This is a genomic window from Enterobacter cloacae complex sp. GF14B, assembly GCF_004136805.1.
In the GTDB taxonomy this organism is placed as follows: domain Bacteria; phylum Pseudomonadota; class Gammaproteobacteria; order Enterobacterales; family Enterobacteriaceae; genus Enterobacter; species Enterobacter hormaechei_C.
In genome coordinates this window covers 1-20,312 of record NZ_QFRV01000009.1, presented here as the reverse complement: position 1 = coordinate 20,312, position 20,312 = coordinate 1, and the positions used below count along the sequence as shown (strand labels likewise).

Here is a 20,312-nt window from a genome sequence, read left to right as displayed (position 1 = left end):
ACCCCGCAGGAACGCTGCGGGGGTGAAAAACAGCCAATTAACCGTGACGACGTTCGAAGTCGATCATGAAATCAGTCAGGGCTTTAACGCCTTCCAGCGGCATGGCGTTATAGATAGAGGCGCGCATCCCGCCTACCACACGATGGCCTTTCAGCGCATGCAGACCCGCCGCGAAGGACTCTTCCAGGAACACGTTATCCAGGTTGCTGTCCGCCAGCTGGAACGGCACGTTCATGCGCGAACGGTTAGTTTTGGCGACATCGTTACGGTAGAAATCGCTCTTGTCGATCACGCCGTACAGCAGTTCAGCCTTTTGCTGATTGATCTTATCCATCTGCGCCACACCGCCTTTTTGCTTCAGCCATTTGAAGACCAGGCCGGAGAGATACCAGGCAAAAGTTGGTGGGGTGTTGAACATGGAATCGTTGTCGTTCAGGACAGTGTAATCCAGAATTGACGGGCAAGACTTATGGGCTTTCCCCAGCAGGTCTTCACGCACGATAACGATTGTCAGGCCCGCAGGACCGATGTTTTTCTGGGCACCCGCGTAGATGACGCCGTAGCGGCTGACATCCAGCGGGGTGGACAGAATGGTTGAAGAGAGGTCCGCCGTCACAATGACATTTTCGCCAAAGTCTGGCTCTTCGTGAATGGCAATACCGTCGATGGTTTCGTTCGGGCAGTAGTGAAGATACGCGGCGTTGTCAGAAAGCTGCCACTCACTCATCGGCTTCACGGCGCGCAGACCGTCAACGGTCACTTTGGCATCGATGACATTCGGCGTGCAATATTTATGCGCTTCTTTTACCGCACTGGCCGCCCAGTAGCCCGCATCAACGTAATCAGCGGTGGTTTTGTCGCCCAGCAGATTGAGCGGGATACCCGCAAACTGGCCGCGTCCACCGCCGTGACAGAACAATACTTTGTAGTTCGAGGGAATATTCAGCAGATCGCGAAAATCCTTTTCTGCCTCTTCCGCCACCTGAATAAACGCTTTACCCCGGTGGCTGACTTCCATCACCGACGTACCCAGACCGTTCCAGTCACACAGCTCCTGTTGAGCCTGTTTGAGCACATCTGTCGGTAACATTGCCGGACCTGAACTGAAATTAAAGACTTGAGCCATTTCCCCTCACCACGCTAAAAGCCATAAGTTATAACTGTGGATATCGGTTTTATCATTCAGTGACACGCGCCGCAATGTCTAAAACTGATGGCCGAAGAAATGTGTCACTCGTCACACAATACAATCTGCCGTACCGTTGTCACAAAACCGACAAAATCGCTGTCAGGTGATGCGTTTAGCCCGGCTAACCTTCGTCCATTCTGGATTCGTACAGCGGGGGCATAATTGATGATCGCCCGCCTGCATGACCACCACATGACTACATTTTATGCAGGCATACTCCCCCGCTTCAGGTACAGTTTTGTATCGTTCGATAAGCATATCCGGCAGGATGCACAGACCGGGCTTCACCTCATCGTCGGGATAGTAATAAACGCTGATTTGACCATTCGTTTCCATAATCGCCAGACGCACCTGCCCCAGTTGCTCAACACTGCTCAGACGGAGTTCCATAAAGAACTCAAACTCCGTCATATTGGCGCTTTGCACATTTTCCCAGGCCAGCTGACCGTCCTCGACGATAACGACCGGCTTCCCTTCAAGCAGATCTTCCAGCTTTTCACTTTTCGACATCAGCCACATGACAAGGCGGTAAAGCAGCGCCAGTGTGACAAAAACGATAAATACCGGCACCATCGGCACATCATCATAGAAGGCGACATCCCCCGCCGCGGAACCCAGCGTCAGGATGATCAATACTTCAAAAAGCGACATCTGCCGCACGCCGCGACGACCGGTGATTTTAAGAAACAGGAAGACCAGAACGAAGGTATACAGACTACGCAGCGCCACTTCGCCTAAAAATTCAGGGGGGACTTTATCAAACGCCATCCGCTGGAGATCGAATGCTTTCATTTTTCTATGCCTTAACAGTGAGTTACTGACAATAAGCATAGCCCAGTCTTTTATTTTCGCCGGAGATAGCACCCGTCACGCAAAACCCGTATCATTGCGCGCTTTACGTACGATAAAAGTGAACGCCATGACTCAAACGTTTATCCCCGGCAAAGACGCCGCTCTGGAAGATTCCATCGCTCGCTTCCAGCAGAAACTGACCGACCTGGGTTTTAACATCGAAGAAGCCTCCTGGCTCAATCCGGTGCCGCATGTCTGGTCTGTGCATATTCGCGATAAAGACTGTGCCCTGTGCTTTACCAACGGTAAAGGCGCGACAAAAAAAGCGGCACTGGCCTCCGCGCTGGGTGAGTATTTTGAGCGTCTGTCCACCAACTATTTCTTTGCTGACTTCTGGCTGGGCGAAACCATCGCCAACGGCCCGTTCGTTCACTATCCGAACGAAAAATGGTTCCCGCTGACCGAAGACGATGAACTGCCGGAAGGAATTCTCGACGCGCGCCTGCGTGCCTTCTACGATCCGGAAAACGAACTGACCTCCAGCATGCTGATCGATCTGCAGTCCGGTAACGACGATCGCGGTATTTGCGCCCTGCCGTTTACCCGTCAGTCTGACGAGCAGACCGTCTATATCCCGATGAACATCGTCGGCAACCTGTATGTGTCTAACGGCATGTCCGCCGGTAACACCCGCAATGAAGCGCGCGTGCAGGGGCTGTCTGAAGTCTTCGAGCGTCATATCAAAAACCGCATTATTGCCGAATCCATCAGCCTGCCTGAAATTCCGGCAGAGGTGCTGGCGCGCTACCCGGGCGTGGTGGAATCCATCGCCAAGCTGGAAGCAGAAGGTTTCCCAATCTTTGCGTATGACGGCTCGCTGGGCGGCAAGTATCCAGTGATCTGCGTCGTGCTGTTTAACCCGACCAACGGCACCTGCTTCGCCTCCTTCGGCGCGCACCCGGACTTCGGCGTGGCGCTGGAGCGTACCGTTACCGAGCTGCTCCAGGGCCGTAGCCTGAAAGATCTCGACGTGTTTACGCCGCCAACGTTTGACGATGAAGAAGTGGCCGAGCATACCAACCTCGAAACTCACTTCATCGATTCCAGCGGCTTAATTTCCTGGGATATGTTCAAGCAGGACGCGGACTATCCGTTCGTGGACTGGAGCTTTGCCGGTACCACGGAAGAAGAGTTCGCGACGCTGATGGCGATCTTTAACGCGGAAGACCAGGAAGTGTACATTGCCGACTACGAGCATCTTGGCGTTTACGCGTGCCGCATCATCGTGCCTGGCATGTCTGATATCTATCCGGCGGAAGATTTGTGGCTGGCGAACAACAGCATGGGCGCGCATCTGCGTGAAACGCTGCTGGCTCTGCCGGGCAGCGAATGGGAGAAAGAGGATTATCTGAACCTGATCGCCCAGCTGGACGAAGAAGGCCATGATGATTTCACCCGCGTACGCGAACTGCTGGGTCTGGCGACCGGAAAAGATAACGGCTGGTACACCCTGCGCATCGGCGAGCTGAAAGCGATGCTGGCGCTGGCGGGCGGCGATCTGGATCAGGCTTTGGCCTGGACCGAGTGGACGATGGAGTTTAACCAGTCCGTCTTCTCCGCCGAGCGCACTAATTATTACCGTTGCCTGCAAACGCTGCTCCTGCTTTCTCAGGAAGACGACCGCGAGCCATTGCAGTATCTGAACGCCTTTGTGCGTATGTACGGTGCGGATGCCGTTGAAGCTGCCAGCGCGGCGCTGAGCGGTGAAGAACCATTCTACGGCCTGCAAGCGGTTGACAGCGATCTGAAAGCCTTCCCGGCGCATCAGTCACTGCTGAATGCGTATGAAAAATTGCAGAAGGCAAAAGCCGCTTACTGGTCAAAATAAGCGCATATAACATTAATGGCTGTAGGCGTATTCAATCGCCTGAGCTATATTACGGGGCAATTTCATTGCCCCTTTTTTTATTTTTCCGCAATGACGTTTAATTGTAATAATTAAGTTAACCACGGGTAAATATAAAAACGCTTACCTGAGCTTTACTGTTACTAATTATAATAAATACTCCATTTTAATTAACTGTTCCATGGGAGGCTGAAGGAAAAAATTCAACTCTTTTCATAACTTTTAAAATTTATTTTTATACGGATAATCAAATACTTACTCCGCTTTTGCTGTAAAACCATACACACTGCGGGCCTATAAGCCAGGCGAGATATGATCTATATCAATTTCTCTTCTATAATGCTTTGTTAGTATCTCGTCGCCGACTTAATAAAGAGAGAGTTAGTGTGAAAGCTGACAACCCTTTTGATCTATTACTCCCCGCTGCGATGGCGAAAGTTGCCGAAGAAGCGGGTGTCTACAAAGCCACGAAACATCCGATGACGACGTTCTTTCTGGCCATTACGGCTGGGGTGTTCATCTCCATCGCTTTCGTCTTCTATATCACAGCCACCACCGGCACTGCCGGTATGCCTTTCGGCATAGCGAAACTGATTGGTGGTATTTGCTTCTCACTGGGCCTGATTCTCTGCGTCATCTGCGGCGCCGACCTCTTCACCTCAACGGTGCTGATTGTTGTGGCAAAAGCCAGCGGAAGAATTACCTGGGGTCAACTGGGGCGCAACTGGCTCAACGTTTACGTTGGCAACCTGATTGGCTGTCTGCTCTTTGTTCTGTTGATGTGGCTCTCTGGCGAGTATATGACCGCCAACGGCGGCTGGGGGCTTAACGTCCTGCAAACCGCCGACCACAAAATGCACCATACATTTATCGAAGCCGTTGCTCTCGGCATCCTCGCAAACCTGATGGTCTGCCTGGCGGTCTGGATGAGCTACTCTGGTCGTAGCCTGATGGATAAAGCCATGATTATGGTTCTGCCGGTTGCGATGTTTGTTGCCAGCGGCTTTGAGCACAGTATTGCGAATATGTTCATGATCCCGATGGGGATTGTTATCCGCAACTTTGCAAGCCCGGAGTTCTGGACTGCTGTAGGTTCAACCCCGGAAAGTTTTTCACACCTGACGATTATGAACTTCATTACTGATAACCTGATCCCCGTCACTATCGGGAACATTATCGGTGGGGGTCTGTTAGTTGGGTTGACATACTGGGTCATTTACCTGCGTGGCGGCGATCATCATTAATGGTTGTCTCAGGCAGTAAATAAAAAATCCACTTAAGAAGGTAGGTGTTACATGTCCGAGCTTAATGAAAAGTTAGCCACAGCCTGGGAAGGTTTTACGAAAGGTGACTGGCAGAATGAAGTCAACGTCCGTGACTTTATTCAGAAAAACTATACCCCGTATGAAGGTGACGAATCCTTCCTGGCTGGTGCGACTGACGCAACCACCAAGCTGTGGGACAGCGTAATGGAAGGCGTTAAACTGGAAAACCGCACTCACGCGCCAGTTGATTTTGACACCTCCGTTGCTTCTACCATCACTTCTCACGATGCTGGCTACATCAATAAAGCCCTTGAGAAAATTGTTGGTCTGCAAACTGAAGCACCACTGAAACGCGCAATCATCCCGTTCGGTGGTATCAAAATGGTTGAAGGTTCCTGCAAAGCGTATAATCGCGAGCTGGACCCAATGCTGAAAAAAATCTTCACCGAATACCGCAAAACCCATAACCAGGGCGTATTCGATGTTTACACCAAAGACATTCTGAACTGCCGTAAATCTGGCGTTCTGACCGGTCTGCCAGATGCCTATGGCCGTGGCCGTATCATCGGTGACTACCGTCGCGTTGCGCTGTACGGTATCGACTTCCTGATGAAAGACAAATACGCGCAGTTCGTCTCTCTCCAGTCTGACCTGGAAAACGGCGTAAACCTGGAAGCGACTATCCGTCTGCGTGAAGAGATCGCTGAACAGCACCGTGCGCTGGGTCAGATCAAAGAGATGGCGGCTAAATACGGCTGCGATATCTCTGGTCCTGCTACCAACGCTCAGGAAGCTATCCAGTGGACCTACTTCGGCTACTTGGCCGCAGTTAAGTCTCAGAACGGTGCAGCAATGTCCTTCGGCCGCGTATCCACCTTCCTGGATGCGTACATCGAACGTGACCTGAAAGCAGGCAAAATCACCGAACAAGACGCTCAGGAAATGATTGACCACCTGGTCATGAAACTGCGTATGGTTCGCTTCCTGCGTACCCCAGAATATGATGAGCTGTTCTCTGGTGACCCAATCTGGGCAACCGAATCTATCGGCGGTATGGGCGTAGATGGCCGTACTCTGGTAACCAAAAACAGCTTCCGCTTCCTGAACACCCTGTACACCATGGGTCCTTCTCCGGAGCCGAACATCACCGTTCTGTGGTCTGAAAAACTGCCTCTGAACTTCAAGAAATTCGCCGCTAAAGTGTCCATCGACACCTCTTCTCTGCAATATGAGAACGATGACCTGATGCGTCCTGACTTCAACAACGATGACTACGCTATCGCTTGCTGCGTAAGTCCAATGGTTGTTGGTAAGCAAATGCAGTTCTTCGGTGCGCGTGCAAACCTGGCGAAAACCATGCTGTACGCAATCAACGGCGGCGTTGATGAAAAACTGAAAATGCAGGTTGGTCCTAAGTCTGAACCGATCAAAGGCGACGTGCTGAACTATGACGAAGTCATGGATCGCATGGATCACTTCATGGACTGGCTGGCTAAACAGTACGTGACCGCGCTGAATGTTATCCACTACATGCACGACAAGTACAGCTACGAAGCCTCTCTGATGGCGCTGCATGACCGTGACGTCATTCGCACCATGGCATGTGGTATCGCAGGTCTGTCCGTTGCGGCTGACTCCCTGTCTGCAATCAAATATGCGAAAGTTAAACCAATTCGTGACGAAGATGGTCTGGCTATCGACTTCGAAATCGAAGGCGAATATCCGCAGTTTGGTAACAACGACGCTCGCGTTGATGACATGGCGGTTGACCTGGTAGAACGTTTCATGAAGAAAATTCAGAAACTCACTACCTATCGTAACGCTATCCCGACTCAGTCTGTTCTGACCATCACCTCTAACGTTGTGTATGGTAAGAAAACCGGTAACACCCCAGACGGTCGTCGTGCTGGCGCGCCATTCGGCCCAGGTGCTAACCCAATGCACGGTCGTGACCAGAAAGGTGCGGTTGCCTCTCTGACCTCCGTTGCTAAACTGCCGTTTGCTTACGCGAAAGATGGTATCTCTTACACCTTCTCTATCGTGCCAAACGCGCTGGGTAAAGACGACGAAGTGCGTAAAACTAACCTCGCGGGTCTGATGGATGGTTACTTCCACCACGAAGCGTCCATCGAAGGTGGTCAGCACCTGAACGTGAACGTGATGAACCGTGAAATGCTGCTCGATGCGATGGAACACCCTGAGAAATATCCTCAGCTGACCATCCGCGTATCTGGCTACGCAGTACGTTTTAACTCCCTGACGAAAGAACAGCAGCAGGACGTTATTACCCGTACTTTCACTCAGTCCATGTAAGTGGAATTGACTGAAATCACGCGTTAAAAAGCGTACAATAAAGGCTCCACGCAAGTGGGGCCTTTTTAACACCCTCGCTTCATCAGTCTCTTTTGTCCGCTATCTATACTTAATGGATAACAGCCAAAACAGACTCGACATAGCCTTTGAGCTGTGCATCTACATAGGCCCCCGGATGGGCCAAATTCGGAGATATCACCGCAATGTCAATTATTGGTCGCATTCACTCCTTTGAATCCTGTGGCACCGTCGATGGCCCGGGGATCCGCTTTATCACTTTCTTCCAGGGCTGCCTGATGCGCTGCCTGTACTGCCATAACCGTGACACCTGGGACACCCATGGCGGTAAAGAAGTCACCGTAGAAGATCTGATGAAAGAGGTGGTGACCTATCGCCACTTTATGAACGCGTCCGGCGGTGGCGTGACGGCATCCGGCGGTGAAGCCATTCTTCAGGCTGAATTTGTGCGCGACTGGTTCCGCGCCTGCCACAAAGAAGGCATTCATACCTGCCTCGACACCAACGGCTTTGTGCGCCGTTACGATCCAGTTATTGATGAACTGCTTGAAGTGACCGATCTGGTCATGCTCGATCTCAAGCAGATGAACGATGAGATCCACCAGAATCTGGTTGGCGTCTCGAACCACCGTACCCTGGAATTTGCCAAATACATTGCCAACAAAGGCGTCAAGACCTGGATCCGCTACGTGGTGGTGCCGGGCTGGTCAGATGATGATGACTCTGCACATCGTCTGGGTGAATTTACCCGGGATATGGGTAACGTGGAGAAAATCGAACTCCTGCCCTATCACGAGCTGGGTAAACATAAATGGGTGGCGATGGGTGAAGAGTACAAGCTCGATGGCGTGAAGCCGCCGAAAAAAGAGACGATGGAGCGCGTCAAAGGTATTCTTGAGCAGTATGGCCACAAGGTCATGTATTAACGAAAAGGCCCGGTGAAAACCGGGCCTTTTTATATTCTATTTAAAGACGCCGTTAATAACGGAAGTCACAATCGCTGTACTCAGCGCAATTAAGACCAGGTCGTCACCTACCACGCGCCATTCATAGCCCGGATAGGAAGGAAGCTGACCCAGCATATCGGCTGGCACGGTTTTCTTCGCAATGCCCGGAGGCAGTGGCTTACCGCGCGCCAGGTTTTTCGCAATACCCGGAGGCAGAGAGTCGTAGCCCGTTAAGCCGTAATTCAGGGCCAGATGGCGGGCATGATCGAAGCTTACGCGAGCATCCACATCATTACCGACATCTTTGCTGTTTTTAAAGCTCTTATCCGATTTCCCAGGGTTATCCTGACCGTTATTGTGCTTATTACCATGGTTACCAGAGTTCCCGTTACCATGATTGCCGCTATTACCTTGTCCGCCACCGTTTCCGTGACCACCGCCATTCCCGTTACCAGGATTAGCCATGGCCGGAGCCGTTGCAAACGTTAAAGCCAACACTACGGCAAGTGCGGTAGTGGAAAAACGACGAGTAGACATGATGGCTGCCTTTTAGTGGGAGAACTCATTGGAATTATCGCCAGGCAGTAAAAACTCACAATCAGTAAAAGTCTTATATGTGACAGGGACAAAAAAGCCTGTCATCGACAGGCTTTTAATAAATCAGGCATGGGCCACTGGCGTTGGATGTTCGCCCACTTTGCGCAGCAGCATTAGCAGATAAATAAACGACACGCTGGCGATCATGATAAACAGCAGATTATCAGAATAATTTTGCATGAGCATAGCGGTAAAAGTCGGCCCCAGTAAACTGCCGATGGTGTAACTCAGCAACAAAGCCTGGTTCATCGCCACCAACTGGTGATGCTCAACTTTCTCACAGGCCCACGCCATCGCGACTGGATAGAGCGTAAAGCCCGCAGCCCCCAGAATGAACAGCGCGGGCGCCATCGCGGCGTTGCTGAGCATGGCGAGACAGCCCATGATGACCACGAAGACCTGAACGCGCAGCACCAGCAGACGACCAAAGCGGTCCGCCAGGCGGCCAATCGGCCACTGGCCGACAATCCCCGCGCTGACCATCACCGCCATCCAGAAACCGATCCCGGAATCACTGACGCCCTGATGGTTAAGATAGAGCGGCATCAGGCCATAGAGCGAGCCCAGCACAATGCCGGAAATAATGCAGCCGTTAACCCCCAGACGCGCCTGGCGCAGTCTCAGCATCGGCCAGACGTGGGTGGCTTCCTGATGTTCGCTGTTTTGATTCACAATACGGGTAAAGAGCAGCGGCAGGATCGCCGCCAGCACCATGCCCGTCACCCACGGCAGCACGCTCATCAGGTCAGTTGGCAGTTTGCTGACCATCAGCTGTCCCAGAACGGTACCGACATAGTAAACCATCATATAGGCCGCCAGCAGACGCCCGCGATTACGGGACGTGCCGCTGCACATCAGCGCGCTTTCAACCACCACCCAGATCATGGCGCAGCCGACGCCCGCAATAAAGCGCCAGACCATCCAGCTCCAGAAGCCGACCATAAGGCCTAAACCGGCGCAGCCGACGGCAAAGATCAGCGACGCCAGATAATAACTGCGGTTAAAACCAAAGCGCTTAATAAGGCTGCCCGTTAATAAGGTGCCCAGCAGATTGCCCGTAAAAAAGGACGAGCTAACCATACCCACCTGCCAGGTCGGTAAGTTTTCATGGGCGAGCCATAGCGGGACGAGTGTGTTTAACACCGCGATCGCCAGGGTCAGCAAAAGCAGGCCACAGAGCAACAAAAGCACCGGGCGGGTATAGGTGGTCATGGATTAAAAACCGTGAGGAAGTTCAGATTTCGTGCGCATCATGCCACTGGCAAAAACAAAGTCAATCCACCGATTCAGGCGTCACGCACGTTATGCGCCTTGTCGATTTAAAAAACTCATCCTGCTAATGCAAAGCCTGCTACTGATATTAATTATCTATTTGTTTTTATTTATTTCCGGGAATTTTTACAACGAAACATCAGTCGAAAAATTTCATGAATGAAAAAAGAAAAGCCGGGCGCTATGTCCCGGCTTTTTATAACAAAATCTAAAATTAGCTGGCGATAGCCAGACCGACCGTCATATGCAGACCGTAAAATACGCCGCGACCAATTAACTCCCCTGCCAGCACCAGCACAAAGGCCAGGGACAGTAACGGCAGCGCAGGCGAGTAACCTTTAAGCTGAGGGGCAATCCAGCACACCAGCGCAGCCGTCAGCAGCACCACACGCCAGGCCATCAGCGAACCGTAATCCGGCACCAGCGCCGAAGCCTGCTGGATAGAGCTGTGAATGGTCGCCAGCTCCGCTCCCTGCATGAGCGCGACAACGGTACTGATGACCAGCGCCAACAGCGAGACCGCGGGCAGCAGGCGCATCGCCCAACCATTAATGCCAGCCACGCGCAGCAGCAGATAACCCAGCAGCGGCCCGCCAATAAACATGGTCAGGAAGAAGCTCATCGGCGTCCAGACGCTGTACCAGGTTGGAACCGTATCAATGGTGTTGTACACCCTGACCATCATCCAGACGAAGACAACGCCCAGTACCATGGTGACGATGAGCCACAACGCGCGTAACCCTGACGGCAGCTTTTTCACCGCTGCCAGTAACCACCCCAGCCCGCCAACGGCAAAGAAGATTGCACCGCTGGCAATCTCGTTACTCAGCGAAGAGGCACCTACGCGGTTCAGGGAGTTAAACGCGCGCATCGGTGAGCCCAGGTGCAGCGTAGAGGCGATAAACCCAATGCCCATCAACACCCACAGGCCAAACATGCTTAACACTAAACGCTGCTGCTGTTCAGTATTGAGGTTCCCTTTTAACAGCGCCAGCGCAAGAACGATAAACCCGCCCGCCACGCACTGCCCAAAGACCGTGAAGATCATCAGCGGCCATTCATGCCATCCACTTCCCATCTCACACCTCCTTCGGGTTTGCCAGGTAGCCGGTGGTGTCCCCCGTCGGACGGCTGTTGGCGTTAGGTTTAATCACAATACTCGGCTTTGTGAAATGCGCAGACGGCAGCGGCGCGACGGCAGCAAGCTGGCCGTGTTTTTTGCGCAGCTCCTCAATCGGGCCAAAGTCCAGCGCGCGCAGCGGGCAGGATTCGACGCAGATGGGCTTTTTGCCATCCGCCACCCGGCTGTGGCAGCCGTCGCACTTGGTCATGTGGCCTTTGGCGGCATTGTACTGCGGCGCGCCGTACGGGCAGGCCATGTGGCAGTAGCGACAGCCGATGCAGACATCCTCGTCCACCACCACAAAACCGTCGTCGCGCTTGTGCATTGCCCCGCTCGGGCAGACCTTGGTGCAGGCCGGATCTTCGCAGTGGTTGCAGGCAATCGACAGGTAATAGGCGAAGACATTCTGATGCCAGACGCCGTTATCCTCCTGCCAGTCGCCGCCCGCGTATTCATAAATACGCCGGAAGCTGACCTCCGGGGTCAGGTCTTTGTAATCCTTGCAGGCCAGCTCGCAGGTTTTGCACCCGGTGCAGCGGCTGGAATCAATAAAAAATCCATACTGGGTTGTCATCGGTTACTCCTTACGCCTTTTCAACCTGAACGAGGTTTGTGTGGGATGGGTTGCCCTTCGCCAGCGGCGATGGACGCTGCGTAGTGAGAACGTTGATGCAGCCCGCCTGATCGATACGGTTCGCATCCGGGTTATACCAGGCCCCTTCCCCCAGCGCGACAACGCCAGGCATCATACGCGGAGTCACTTTAGCTTCGATATGCACTTCGCCACGTCCGTTGAAGATACGTACGCGATCGCCATTACTGATGCCGCGGGCTTTCGCATCCATCGGGTTGATCCACATCTCCTGTCGGCAGGCCGCTTTCAGTACGTCAACGTTGCCGTAGGTGGAGTGAACACGCGCTTTGTAGTGGAAACCGGTCAACTGAAGCGGGAATTTCTCCGTCAGCGGATCGTTGTAGTTTTCGAAGCCTGGCGTATAAATCGGCAGCGGATCGATAACGTCCCCTTCCGGCAATTCCCACGTTGCGGCAATTTTTGCCAGCTCTTCGGAGTAGATCTCGATTTTGCCCGACGGCGTGGTCAGCGGATTGGCCTGCGGATCGTCGCGGAAGGCTTTATACGCCACGTGATGCCCTTCCGGATCGCGCTGCTTGTACATGCCCTGCTTGCGGAAGGTATCGAAGTCCGGCAGGTCAGGAATGGCTTTGCGGGAAAGCTCGTGCAGATGGCGCATCCACCCTTCCTGAGTACGTCCTTCAGTGAACTGCTGCTCAACGCCAAGACGTTTCGCCAGCTCGGAAGTCATCTCATAGATGGTTTTGCACTCGAAGCGCGGTTTGATGGCCTGGTCAGTGAAGATCACATAGGACATGTTGCCGCAGGAGGCATCCAGCGCGAAATCCATCTGCTCAGACGCGGTGCAGTCTGGGAGCAGAATATCGGCATACTTTGCCGATGAGGTCATGTGGCAGTCGATCACCACAATCATTTCGCACTTCTTGTCGTCCTGCAAAATTTCATGGGTGCGGTTGATCTCAGAGTGCTGGTTGATCAGGCAGTTACCGGCATAGTTCCAGATCATTTTGATCGGCACGTCCAGCTTATCTTTGCCCCGAACACCGTCGCGCAGCGCAGTCATTTCCGGGCCGCGCTCGATCGCGTCCGTCCACATAAACATGGAGATGCTGGTCTGAACCGGGTTATCCAGCGTTGGCATACGTTCAAACGGTACTTCATACGAGCCTTCACGCGCCCCGCTATTACCGCCGTGAATACCGACGTTGCCAGTCAGAATCGAGAGCATAGAAATAGCGCGGGTGGCAATTTCGCCATTCGCGTGGCGCTGAGGTCCCCAGCCCTGGCTGATATAAGCCGGTTTAGTTGAACCAATTTCACGTGCCAGCTGAACAATACGTTCGACAGGAATGCCGGTGATAGTGGATGCCCACTCCGGGGTTTTCGCCACGCCGTCGCTGCCCTGGCCAAGAATATAGGCTTTATAGTGCCCGTTAGCCGGTGCGCTGGCTGGCAGCGTCTTCTCGTCGTAACCGACGCAGTATTTATCCAGGAACGGCTGGTCGACGAGGTTTTCAGTAATCATTACATACGCCAGCGCATTGACCAGCGCCGCGTCGGTACCAGGGCGGATGGGGATCCACTCGTCTTCACGCCCTGCGCCGGTATCGGTGTAGCGCGGATCGACGATGATCATTCGTGCGTTGGATTTGGCGCGCGCCTGCTCAAGGTAATAGGTTACCCCGCCGCCGCTCATGCGCGTTTCGCCCGGGTTGTTGCCGAACAACACCACCAGTTTACTGTTCTCGATATCCGACGGGCTGTTGCCGTCTGCCCAGCCGCCGTAGGTGTAGTTCAGGCCCGCGGCAATCTGTGCGGAAGAGTAGTCGCCGTAATGGTTGAGATAGCCGCCGCAGCAGTTCATCAGGCGCGCTACCAGCGTTTTACCCGGCGGCCAGGAACGGGTCATGGTGCCGCCAAGCGTCCCGGTGCCGTAGTTGAGGTAGATAGATTCGTTGCCGTACTCTTTGATCAGGCGCTGCATGTTGGTCGCGATAATATCGTAGGCTTCGTCCCAGCTAATGCGCTCGAACTTCCCTTCCCCACGCTTACCGACGCGCTTCATTGGGTATTTCAGACGATCCGGGTTATATACGCGACGGCGCATTGAGCGACCACGCAGACAGGCACGAACCTGATGTAACCCTTCGTAGTTATCATCGCCGGTATTGTCGGTTTCGACATATTTGATTTCACCGTCCACCACGTGCATACGCAGTGGGCAGCGGCTACCGCAGTTAACGGTACAGGCACTCCACACCACTTTTTCCGGGGCTGAAGCGGGAGACAGAGCCTCCGCCGCCGACGCCAGTCGGGTAAAGGGGAGCGTAAAGGCGCTGCTGGCAACCGCCAGACCACCTATTGCCGTGGTTTTCATCAACCCACGGCGAGTGACCTCGGCAGCCATTAACGCTTCAGGCGCTTTGATTTTCATAAAGACTCACTTTGGTTGCTCACAAAGAAAAGAGAGGCGGCGCAAACCGCTATGTAGTTTTATTTATAACGAATTACAACGTTATTGGTGTTTTATGCTGACTTTCGTTCGGAGGAGTATTACTACTTTAGAGGGAGGGGTTATTGCTTCGTATCAAATCAGAGGCATAAAAAAAGCGCCCTGAGGCGCTTTTTTGTCTTAGAGCAAATAATTATCCGATGAACTGCTGGCCTTTCATGTAAGGGCGCAGCACTTCAGGGATCTCAATGCGCCCGTCAGCCTGCTGGTAGTTTTCCAGCACAGCAACCAGCGTACGGCCTACTGCCAGACCAGAACCGTTCAGGGTATGAACCAGACGGGTTTTCTTGTCAGATTTGCTGCGGCAACGCGCCTGCATACGACGCGCCTGGAAATCCCAGACGTTAGAGCAGGAGGAGATTTCACGGTAGGTGTTCTGCGCAGGCACCCAGACTTCAAGGTCGAAGGTTTTGCAGGCACCGAAGCCCATGTCGCCGGTGCACAGCGCCATACGACGGTATGGTAGACCCAGCAGCTCCAGCACTTTTTCCGCGTGGCCGGTCATCTCTTCCAGCGCGTCCATAGACTCTTCCGGACGAACGATCTGCACCATCTCAACTTTATCGAACTGGTGCATACGGATCAGACCGCGCGTATCGCGACCGTAAGAACCGGCTTCAGAACGGAAACATGGAGAGTGCGCAGTCAGTTTGATTGGCAGATCGTCTTCGTCGATGATCTCATCACGCACGAGGTTGGTCAGCGGCACTTCCGCAGTTGGGATCAGCGCGTAGTTGCTGCTGTCAGCTTCCTCGTCCAGCGGACGGGTATGGAACAGATCGCCGGCAAATTTCGGCAGCTGGCCTGTACCGTACAGCGTATCGTGGTTAACCAGATACGGAACGTAGGTTTCGCTGTAGCCGTGCTGCTCGGTGTGCAGATCCAGCATGAACTGCGCCAGCGCGCGGTGCAGGTGAGCAATTTGCCCTTTCATTACCACGAAGCGAGAACCGGTCAGCTTAACCGCTGCCGCAAAGTCCAGGCCCGCGTGCATTTCGCCCAGCGTCACGTGATCGCGCACTTCGAAGTCAAACTCGCGAGGCGTACCCCAGCGTTTCACTTCAACGTTGTCGTTTTCGTCTTTGCCGACAGGCACGCTGTCGTCAGGAATGTTCGGGATCGCCAGAGCAATATCGCGAATTTCAGCCTGAAGAACGTCCAGTTCAGCTTTCGCCTGATCCAGCTCTTCACCCAGTTTGTTCACTTCCAGGCGTAATGGCTCAATATCTTCCCCGCGCGCTTTCGCCTGGCCAATGGATTTCGATCGAGAATTACGCTCTGCTTGCAGATTTTCAGTTTGTACCTGCAAAACTTTACGACGCTCTTCAAGAGCGCGCAGCTTATCTACATCCAGCTTAAAGCCCCGGCGTGCCAGTTTTTCAGCGACTGCGTCTGGCTCATTACGCAGCAGATTGGGATCGAGCATGCTTATCCTGTGCTTATCGAATTAAAAAAGGAAAAAGTGACCACAGCCTGCGGCCACAGAGATATATTGCCAACATTACCGCAACGATTGAACTAACGGTAGCGTTTTATAGGGCTATTTTGATCCTGTCCGGCAAGCCAGGCGAGCTTTTCGCCAATCTTACCCTCAAGACCTCTGTTTGTAGGGTGATAATAGCGGGTTTGTGCCATCTCCAGCGGGAAATACTCCTCCCCGGCGGCGTAGGCATTGGGTTCATCATGGGCGTAGCGATACTCCTGCCCGTAACCCATTTCTTTCATCAGCTTTGTAGGGGCATTGCGAAGGTGTACCGGAACGTCGTAATCCGGACGTTCACGTGCATCCGACATCGCCGCTTTAAAGGCGGTATACACTGCATTGCTTTTCGGCGCGCAGGCCAGATAGACAATTGCCTGCGCAATGGCACGCTCACCTTCCGCGGGTCCGACGCGGGTAAAGCAGTCCCAGGCGGAAATAGCGACCTGCATGGCGCGTGGATCGGCATTACCGACATCTTCTGACGCAATGGCCAGGCAGCGACGCGCGACATATAACGGATCGCCACCGGCGGTAATGATACGCGCATACCAGTAGAGTGCCGCATCCGGCGCGCTGCCGCGCACGGATTTATGTAACGCAGAGATAAGGTCGTAGAAACGGTCGCCTTTATTATCGAAGCGCGCACTGCGTTCACCGGCAATTTCGGTGAGCAGTTCAGGCTTCAATACGCGCTTGCCCGCATCGTCCACTTCGGCCATATCGGCCATCATTTCCAGCGTATTCAGTGCCCGACGCGCATCGCCGTTGACCAGTTCAGCGATCGCACGACGCGTCTCGTCCGGCAGAACGATATCCTGTCCGCCGTAACCCCGCGCTTTGTCCTCCATCGCCTGGGTCAGAACCTTTTCGATATCCTCTGTGGTCAGGGATTTAAGCAGGTAAACGCGGGCGCGGGAAAGCAGCGCGGAGTTGAGTTCAAACGACGGGTTTTCCGTGGTTGCGCCGATGAAGAAAATCGTGCCGTCTTCAATGTGCGGCAGAAACGCATCTTGCTGGCTCTTGTTGAAACGGTGGACTTCATCAACAAACAGAATGGTGCGGCGCCCGGCATTACGGTTTTGCCGTGCGCGCTCGATCGCCTCGCGGATCTCCTTCACGCCGGAGGTAACCGCCGAGATGCGCTCAACGTCCGCGTTAGCATAGCGGGCGATCACTTCAGCGAGGGTGGTTTTGCCGGTGCCGGGTGGCCCCCAGAGGATCATGGAGTGCAGATGCCCCGCCTCAATAGCGCGCGGCAAGGGTTTCCCCGCAGCCAGCAGGTGTTGCTGGCCGATGTACTGCGCTAAATTTTCTGGCCGCATACGGGCGGCCAGAGGTTGAAACGCATTATCTGAAAAATCGAGCGACAGGTTGCTCACTCATGCCTCTTACTTATTACGTTGGTCATCCACCGTTACGCCCTGCGGCGGGGTAAAGGTGAATTTCGAAGCATCTACAGCGCCGTTTTGCTGAGACTTAAGCTGATAGCTACTGCGCTGATCGTCCTGCTCAACCGCGCCGAACTGATTGATGGTACCGTTGCTGCTCACGTTAATCGTGAACTGCTTCAGATTACCGTTGCTGCCTTTTGGCGTCAGGACGAACTCATCACCGTTTTGTTTGATGTTGTACTGCTGCCAGTCGCTGGACTGGTTACGGGCAATGAGCATAAACGGCGTATTGCTGGTCGCGTCTTTCAGCCAGGTGGCGGTCGCCTGCTCAACAAACGGGTTGTAGAACCACAAGGTTTTCCCGTCGGACACCAGCACGCTTTCATCAGGCTGGGTCATGTGCCAGTTGAAGAGATTCGGGCGTTTCACCCACAAATCCCCCTGACCTTCCTGCACCGCGTTGCCGCTGCCGTCAGTCACTTTTTGCGTGAAGCTGGCGTGGAAGCTGCTCACTTTATCCAGTCGGCTTTTAAGGTCGCTTGCTGCATCAGCCCAGACGCTGCTGGCAACAAAACTGGAGAGTAATGCACAGGCGATGGCGATTTTTTTCATTGTTATTCCTTAAAATACGTCTTCCCGATATGGGGGTTCCGTTTCTATTCTGGACCTGCCTGAAGGCAGGCGACAGAAGAATATGCTTAATTTTTGCTGATTTACCCTTCTTTGCAATCGCTGAAGGTTAATCAAAAGGCGGTGGTGCCAGCACCTCTCGGTTACCGTTATGCCCCTGTTCGCTCACAATACCCTGGGCTTCCATCTGCTCGATAATACGCGCCGCGCGGTTGTAGCCGATACGGAACTGGCGCTGGACGCCGGAGATGGACGCCTTACGTTTTTCGGTGACGAAATTAACCGCCTGGTCAAATAACGGATCCAGTTCTTCGCCGCCGTCAAAACCACCGCCGCCACCTTCGCTTTCACTGTCGGAGGTGATGCCGTCAACGTATTGCGGCCGCCCGCGCGCTTTCCAGTCCTGTACCACCGCATGCACTTCCTGGTCGCGAACAAACGCACCGTGGACACGCACCGGCGAGGTGGAGTTCGGGCCGGAATAGAGCATATCACCCATTCCCAGCAGCGACTCTGCACCGCCCTGGTCAAGGATAGTACGCGAGTCAATTTTACTCGACACGGTAAACGCGATACGGGTCGGGATGTTTGCCTTAATAAGCCCGGTGATAACGTCTACGGACGGACGCTGCGTTGCCAGTACCAGGTGGATGCCCGCCGCACGCGCTTTCTGTGCCAGACGCGCAATCAGCTCTTCCACTTTCTTACCAACGGTCATCATCAGGTCGGCAAATTCATCCACCAGCACCACGATGTAAGGCAGTTTTTCCAGCACCGGATGCTGGGCATCCATGCTGTCACCCGGCTTCCAGTATGGGTCCGGAATCGGACGGCCCATACGCGCCGCCTCGGCGATTTTCTCGTTATAACCGGCCAGGTTACGCACGCCCAGCGCCGACATCAGCTTGTAGCGACGCTCCATTTCATTGACGCTCCAGCGCAATGCGTTGGCGGCGTCCTTCATGTCGGTCACCACTTCCGTTAACAGGTGCGGAATGCCTTCGTAGACGGACAGTTCAAGCATTTTCGGGTCGATCATGATGAAACGCACATCTTCAGGCTGCGCTTTGTAGAGCATACTGAGGATCATGGCGTTCACCCCGACTGATTTACCGGAGCCGGTGGTACCCGCAACCAGCAGATGCGGCATCTTCGCGAGATCGGCAACCACCGGATCGCCGGCGATATCTTTACCCAGCACCACGGTCAGCGGGGACGGGTTGTCGCGGAATTTGGTGTTATCCAGAACTTCACGCAGATAAACGGTCTGGCGTTTCTTGTTTGGCAGCTCAAGGCCAACGTAAGGCTTACCTGGGATCACCTCCACCACGCGTACCGCCACGGTCGACAGAGAACGCGCCAGGTCACGGGACAGGTTAGAAATACGTGCCGCTTTTACGCCTGGCGCCAGATTCAGTTCGAAACGGGTGATCACCGGGCCAGGTGAGTAGTTCACCACGTCCGCTTTAATACGGAAGTCAGCCAGACGCGCTTCCACCAGACGGGCCATCTGTTCAAGGGCAAAGGTATCCACCGGCTCGACTTCCGCTGGCGGCGGCGTTAACAGATCCAGCGACGGCAGCGGCGTACTTGGTCGTTGCAGCGGACGGCTGTCTCCGTTACGCATCAGCAGCGGGTGAATCAGGCTTTCCTGCGGCTGTGGTGCTGGCTGCTGGAACTGCGGCTGCGGCGGTTGGGCAGGCGTCTGCGGCTGAGCATACGCCTGTGGCGCCGGTTGTTGCGGCTGCGCGTAAACCTGTGGCGGAGGCGACTGACGCACCGGTTCCGCTTCTGGCATCACGCTCGGCGTGAACAGCGGTTCGCTTGGGCCATCATCCACCAGATCTTTCATTGGTGAGAATTCGAAATCCGACAGCGAGAACGGGTTTGCCCCCGAAGGCTGCTCACCGGAATAACGCTGCTGCTGCGTAGCGGCAAACTGGCGCGCCAGCTCCGCTTCAGCCGCATCATCATCCTCCTGGTGTGAAGGCACGTCGTGCTGATACTCGTCGCCGTAGCGCTGATTCTGCTGGGCGGCAAACTGACGCGCCAGCTCGTCCTGATGCAGTTCGTCGGCATCATCTTCGTAGTCAGAACCACGCGCTTTCTCTTCCGCCATACGCTGGGAAGGCAGTTTAATGCCATAAGAGGCCAGCTCCCGGCGAGTCGGCACGCGCACGCGGTTAGGGCGCGGCAATTGTGGACCAATGCCCTCTTTCACCTGAGGACGCGGCGCACCGTCGGTTGCCGGGCTGAATAGCGGAGCGGACGCGGCAGCG

Annotated in this window: 15 protein-coding genes; 4 read left to right on the top strand and 11 right to left on the bottom strand. The window is 54.1% G+C overall.

Annotated elements, in window-relative coordinates:
• Positions 1 to 37: 37 nt before the first annotated feature.
• Positions 38 to 1,126, bottom strand: coding sequence for a 3-phosphoserine/phosphohydroxythreonine transaminase (serC, locus tag DD606_RS05005; RefSeq protein WP_023315752.1), 1,089 nt, complete (start codon positions 1,124 to 1,126; stop codon positions 38 to 40).
• A gap of 162 nt (positions 1,127 to 1,288) precedes the next feature.
• Positions 1,289 to 1,981, bottom strand: coding sequence for a DUF421 domain-containing protein (locus tag DD606_RS05000; protein WP_003858241.1), 693 nt, complete (start codon positions 1,979 to 1,981; stop codon positions 1,289 to 1,291).
• A 127-nt stretch (positions 1,982 to 2,108) separates the two neighbouring features.
• Between DD606_RS05000 and ycaO the strand changes: the two genes are divergently transcribed.
• The 4 genes from ycaO to pflA all read left to right on the top strand — a co-directional run bounded on the left by ycaO (position 2,109) and on the right by pflA (position 8,409).
• Positions 2,109 to 3,869 carry a 30S ribosomal protein S12 methylthiotransferase accessory factor YcaO gene (gene ycaO, locus DD606_RS04995; protein ID WP_176691436.1) on the top strand — a complete coding sequence of 587 codons (1,761 nt, stop codon included), beginning with the start codon at positions 2,109 to 2,111 and terminating at the stop codon, positions 3,867 to 3,869.
• Between the two features lie 404 nt (positions 3,870 to 4,273).
• Complete coding sequence (gene focA / locus DD606_RS04990) at positions 4,274 to 5,131, top strand: formate transporter FocA (RefSeq protein ID WP_017384832.1); 858 nt, start codon at positions 4,274 to 4,276, stop codon at positions 5,129 to 5,131.
• A gap of 51 nt (positions 5,132 to 5,182) precedes the next feature.
• On the top strand, positions 5,183 to 7,465 hold the full coding sequence (gene pflB / locus DD606_RS04985) for a formate C-acetyltransferase (RefSeq protein ID WP_023315750.1): 2,283 nt from the start codon (positions 5,183 to 5,185) through the stop codon (positions 7,463 to 7,465).
• 203 nt (positions 7,466 to 7,668) lie between these two features.
• On the top strand, positions 7,669 to 8,409 hold the full coding sequence (gene pflA, locus DD606_RS04980) for a pyruvate formate lyase 1-activating protein (RefSeq protein ID WP_003858250.1): 741 nt from the start codon (positions 7,669 to 7,671) through the stop codon (positions 8,407 to 8,409).
• A gap of 36 nt (positions 8,410 to 8,445) precedes the next feature.
• Here the strand turns inward: pflA and DD606_RS04975 are convergent, their stop codons facing one another.
• The 9 genes from DD606_RS04975 to DD606_RS04930 form a co-directional block, all read right to left on the bottom strand.
• Positions 8,446 to 8,967 (bottom strand): anti-virulence regulator CigR family protein, encoded by a 522-nt coding sequence (locus DD606_RS04975; protein WP_022650721.1) that lies wholly within the window; start codon positions 8,965 to 8,967, stop codon positions 8,446 to 8,448.
• A 123-nt stretch (positions 8,968 to 9,090) separates the two neighbouring features.
• Complete coding sequence (locus DD606_RS04970) at positions 9,091 to 10,239, bottom strand: MFS transporter (RefSeq protein ID WP_003858254.1); 1,149 nt, start codon at positions 10,237 to 10,239, stop codon at positions 9,091 to 9,093.
• A 274-nt stretch (positions 10,240 to 10,513) separates the two neighbouring features.
• Positions 10,514 to 11,377 carry a dimethyl sulfoxide reductase anchor subunit family protein gene (locus DD606_RS04960; protein ID WP_003858256.1) on the bottom strand — a complete coding sequence of 288 codons (864 nt, stop codon included), beginning with the start codon at positions 11,375 to 11,377 and terminating at the stop codon, positions 10,514 to 10,516.
• 1 nt (position 11,378) lies between these two features.
• Positions 11,379 to 11,996 (bottom strand): DMSO/selenate family reductase complex B subunit, encoded by a 618-nt coding sequence (locus DD606_RS04955; RefSeq protein ID WP_003858259.1) that lies wholly within the window; start codon positions 11,994 to 11,996, stop codon positions 11,379 to 11,381.
• A gap of 10 nt (positions 11,997 to 12,006) precedes the next feature.
• Positions 12,007 to 14,451 (bottom strand): dimethylsulfoxide reductase subunit A, encoded by a 2,445-nt coding sequence (gene dmsA / locus DD606_RS04950; RefSeq protein ID WP_022650720.1) that lies wholly within the window; start codon positions 14,449 to 14,451, stop codon positions 12,007 to 12,009.
• Positions 14,452 to 14,662: 211 nt separating this feature from the next.
• Positions 14,663 to 15,955 carry a serine--tRNA ligase gene (serS, locus tag DD606_RS04945; protein WP_003858266.1) on the bottom strand — a complete coding sequence of 431 codons (1,293 nt, stop codon included), beginning with the start codon at positions 15,953 to 15,955 and terminating at the stop codon, positions 14,663 to 14,665.
• A gap of 92 nt (positions 15,956 to 16,047) precedes the next feature.
• Positions 16,048 to 17,391, bottom strand: coding sequence for a replication-associated recombination protein RarA (gene rarA, locus DD606_RS04940; RefSeq protein WP_045332347.1), 1,344 nt, complete (start codon positions 17,389 to 17,391; stop codon positions 16,048 to 16,050).
• Between the two features lie 9 nt (positions 17,392 to 17,400).
• On the bottom strand, positions 17,401 to 18,015 hold the full coding sequence (gene lolA / locus DD606_RS04935; protein ID WP_003858270.1) for an outer membrane lipoprotein chaperone LolA: 615 nt from the start codon (positions 18,013 to 18,015) through the stop codon (positions 17,401 to 17,403).
• 127 nt (positions 18,016 to 18,142) lie between these two features.
• Positions 18,143 to 20,312 (bottom strand): DNA translocase FtsK (locus DD606_RS04930; protein WP_255573085.1); only part of this gene is annotated, 2,170 nt, incomplete at its 5' end.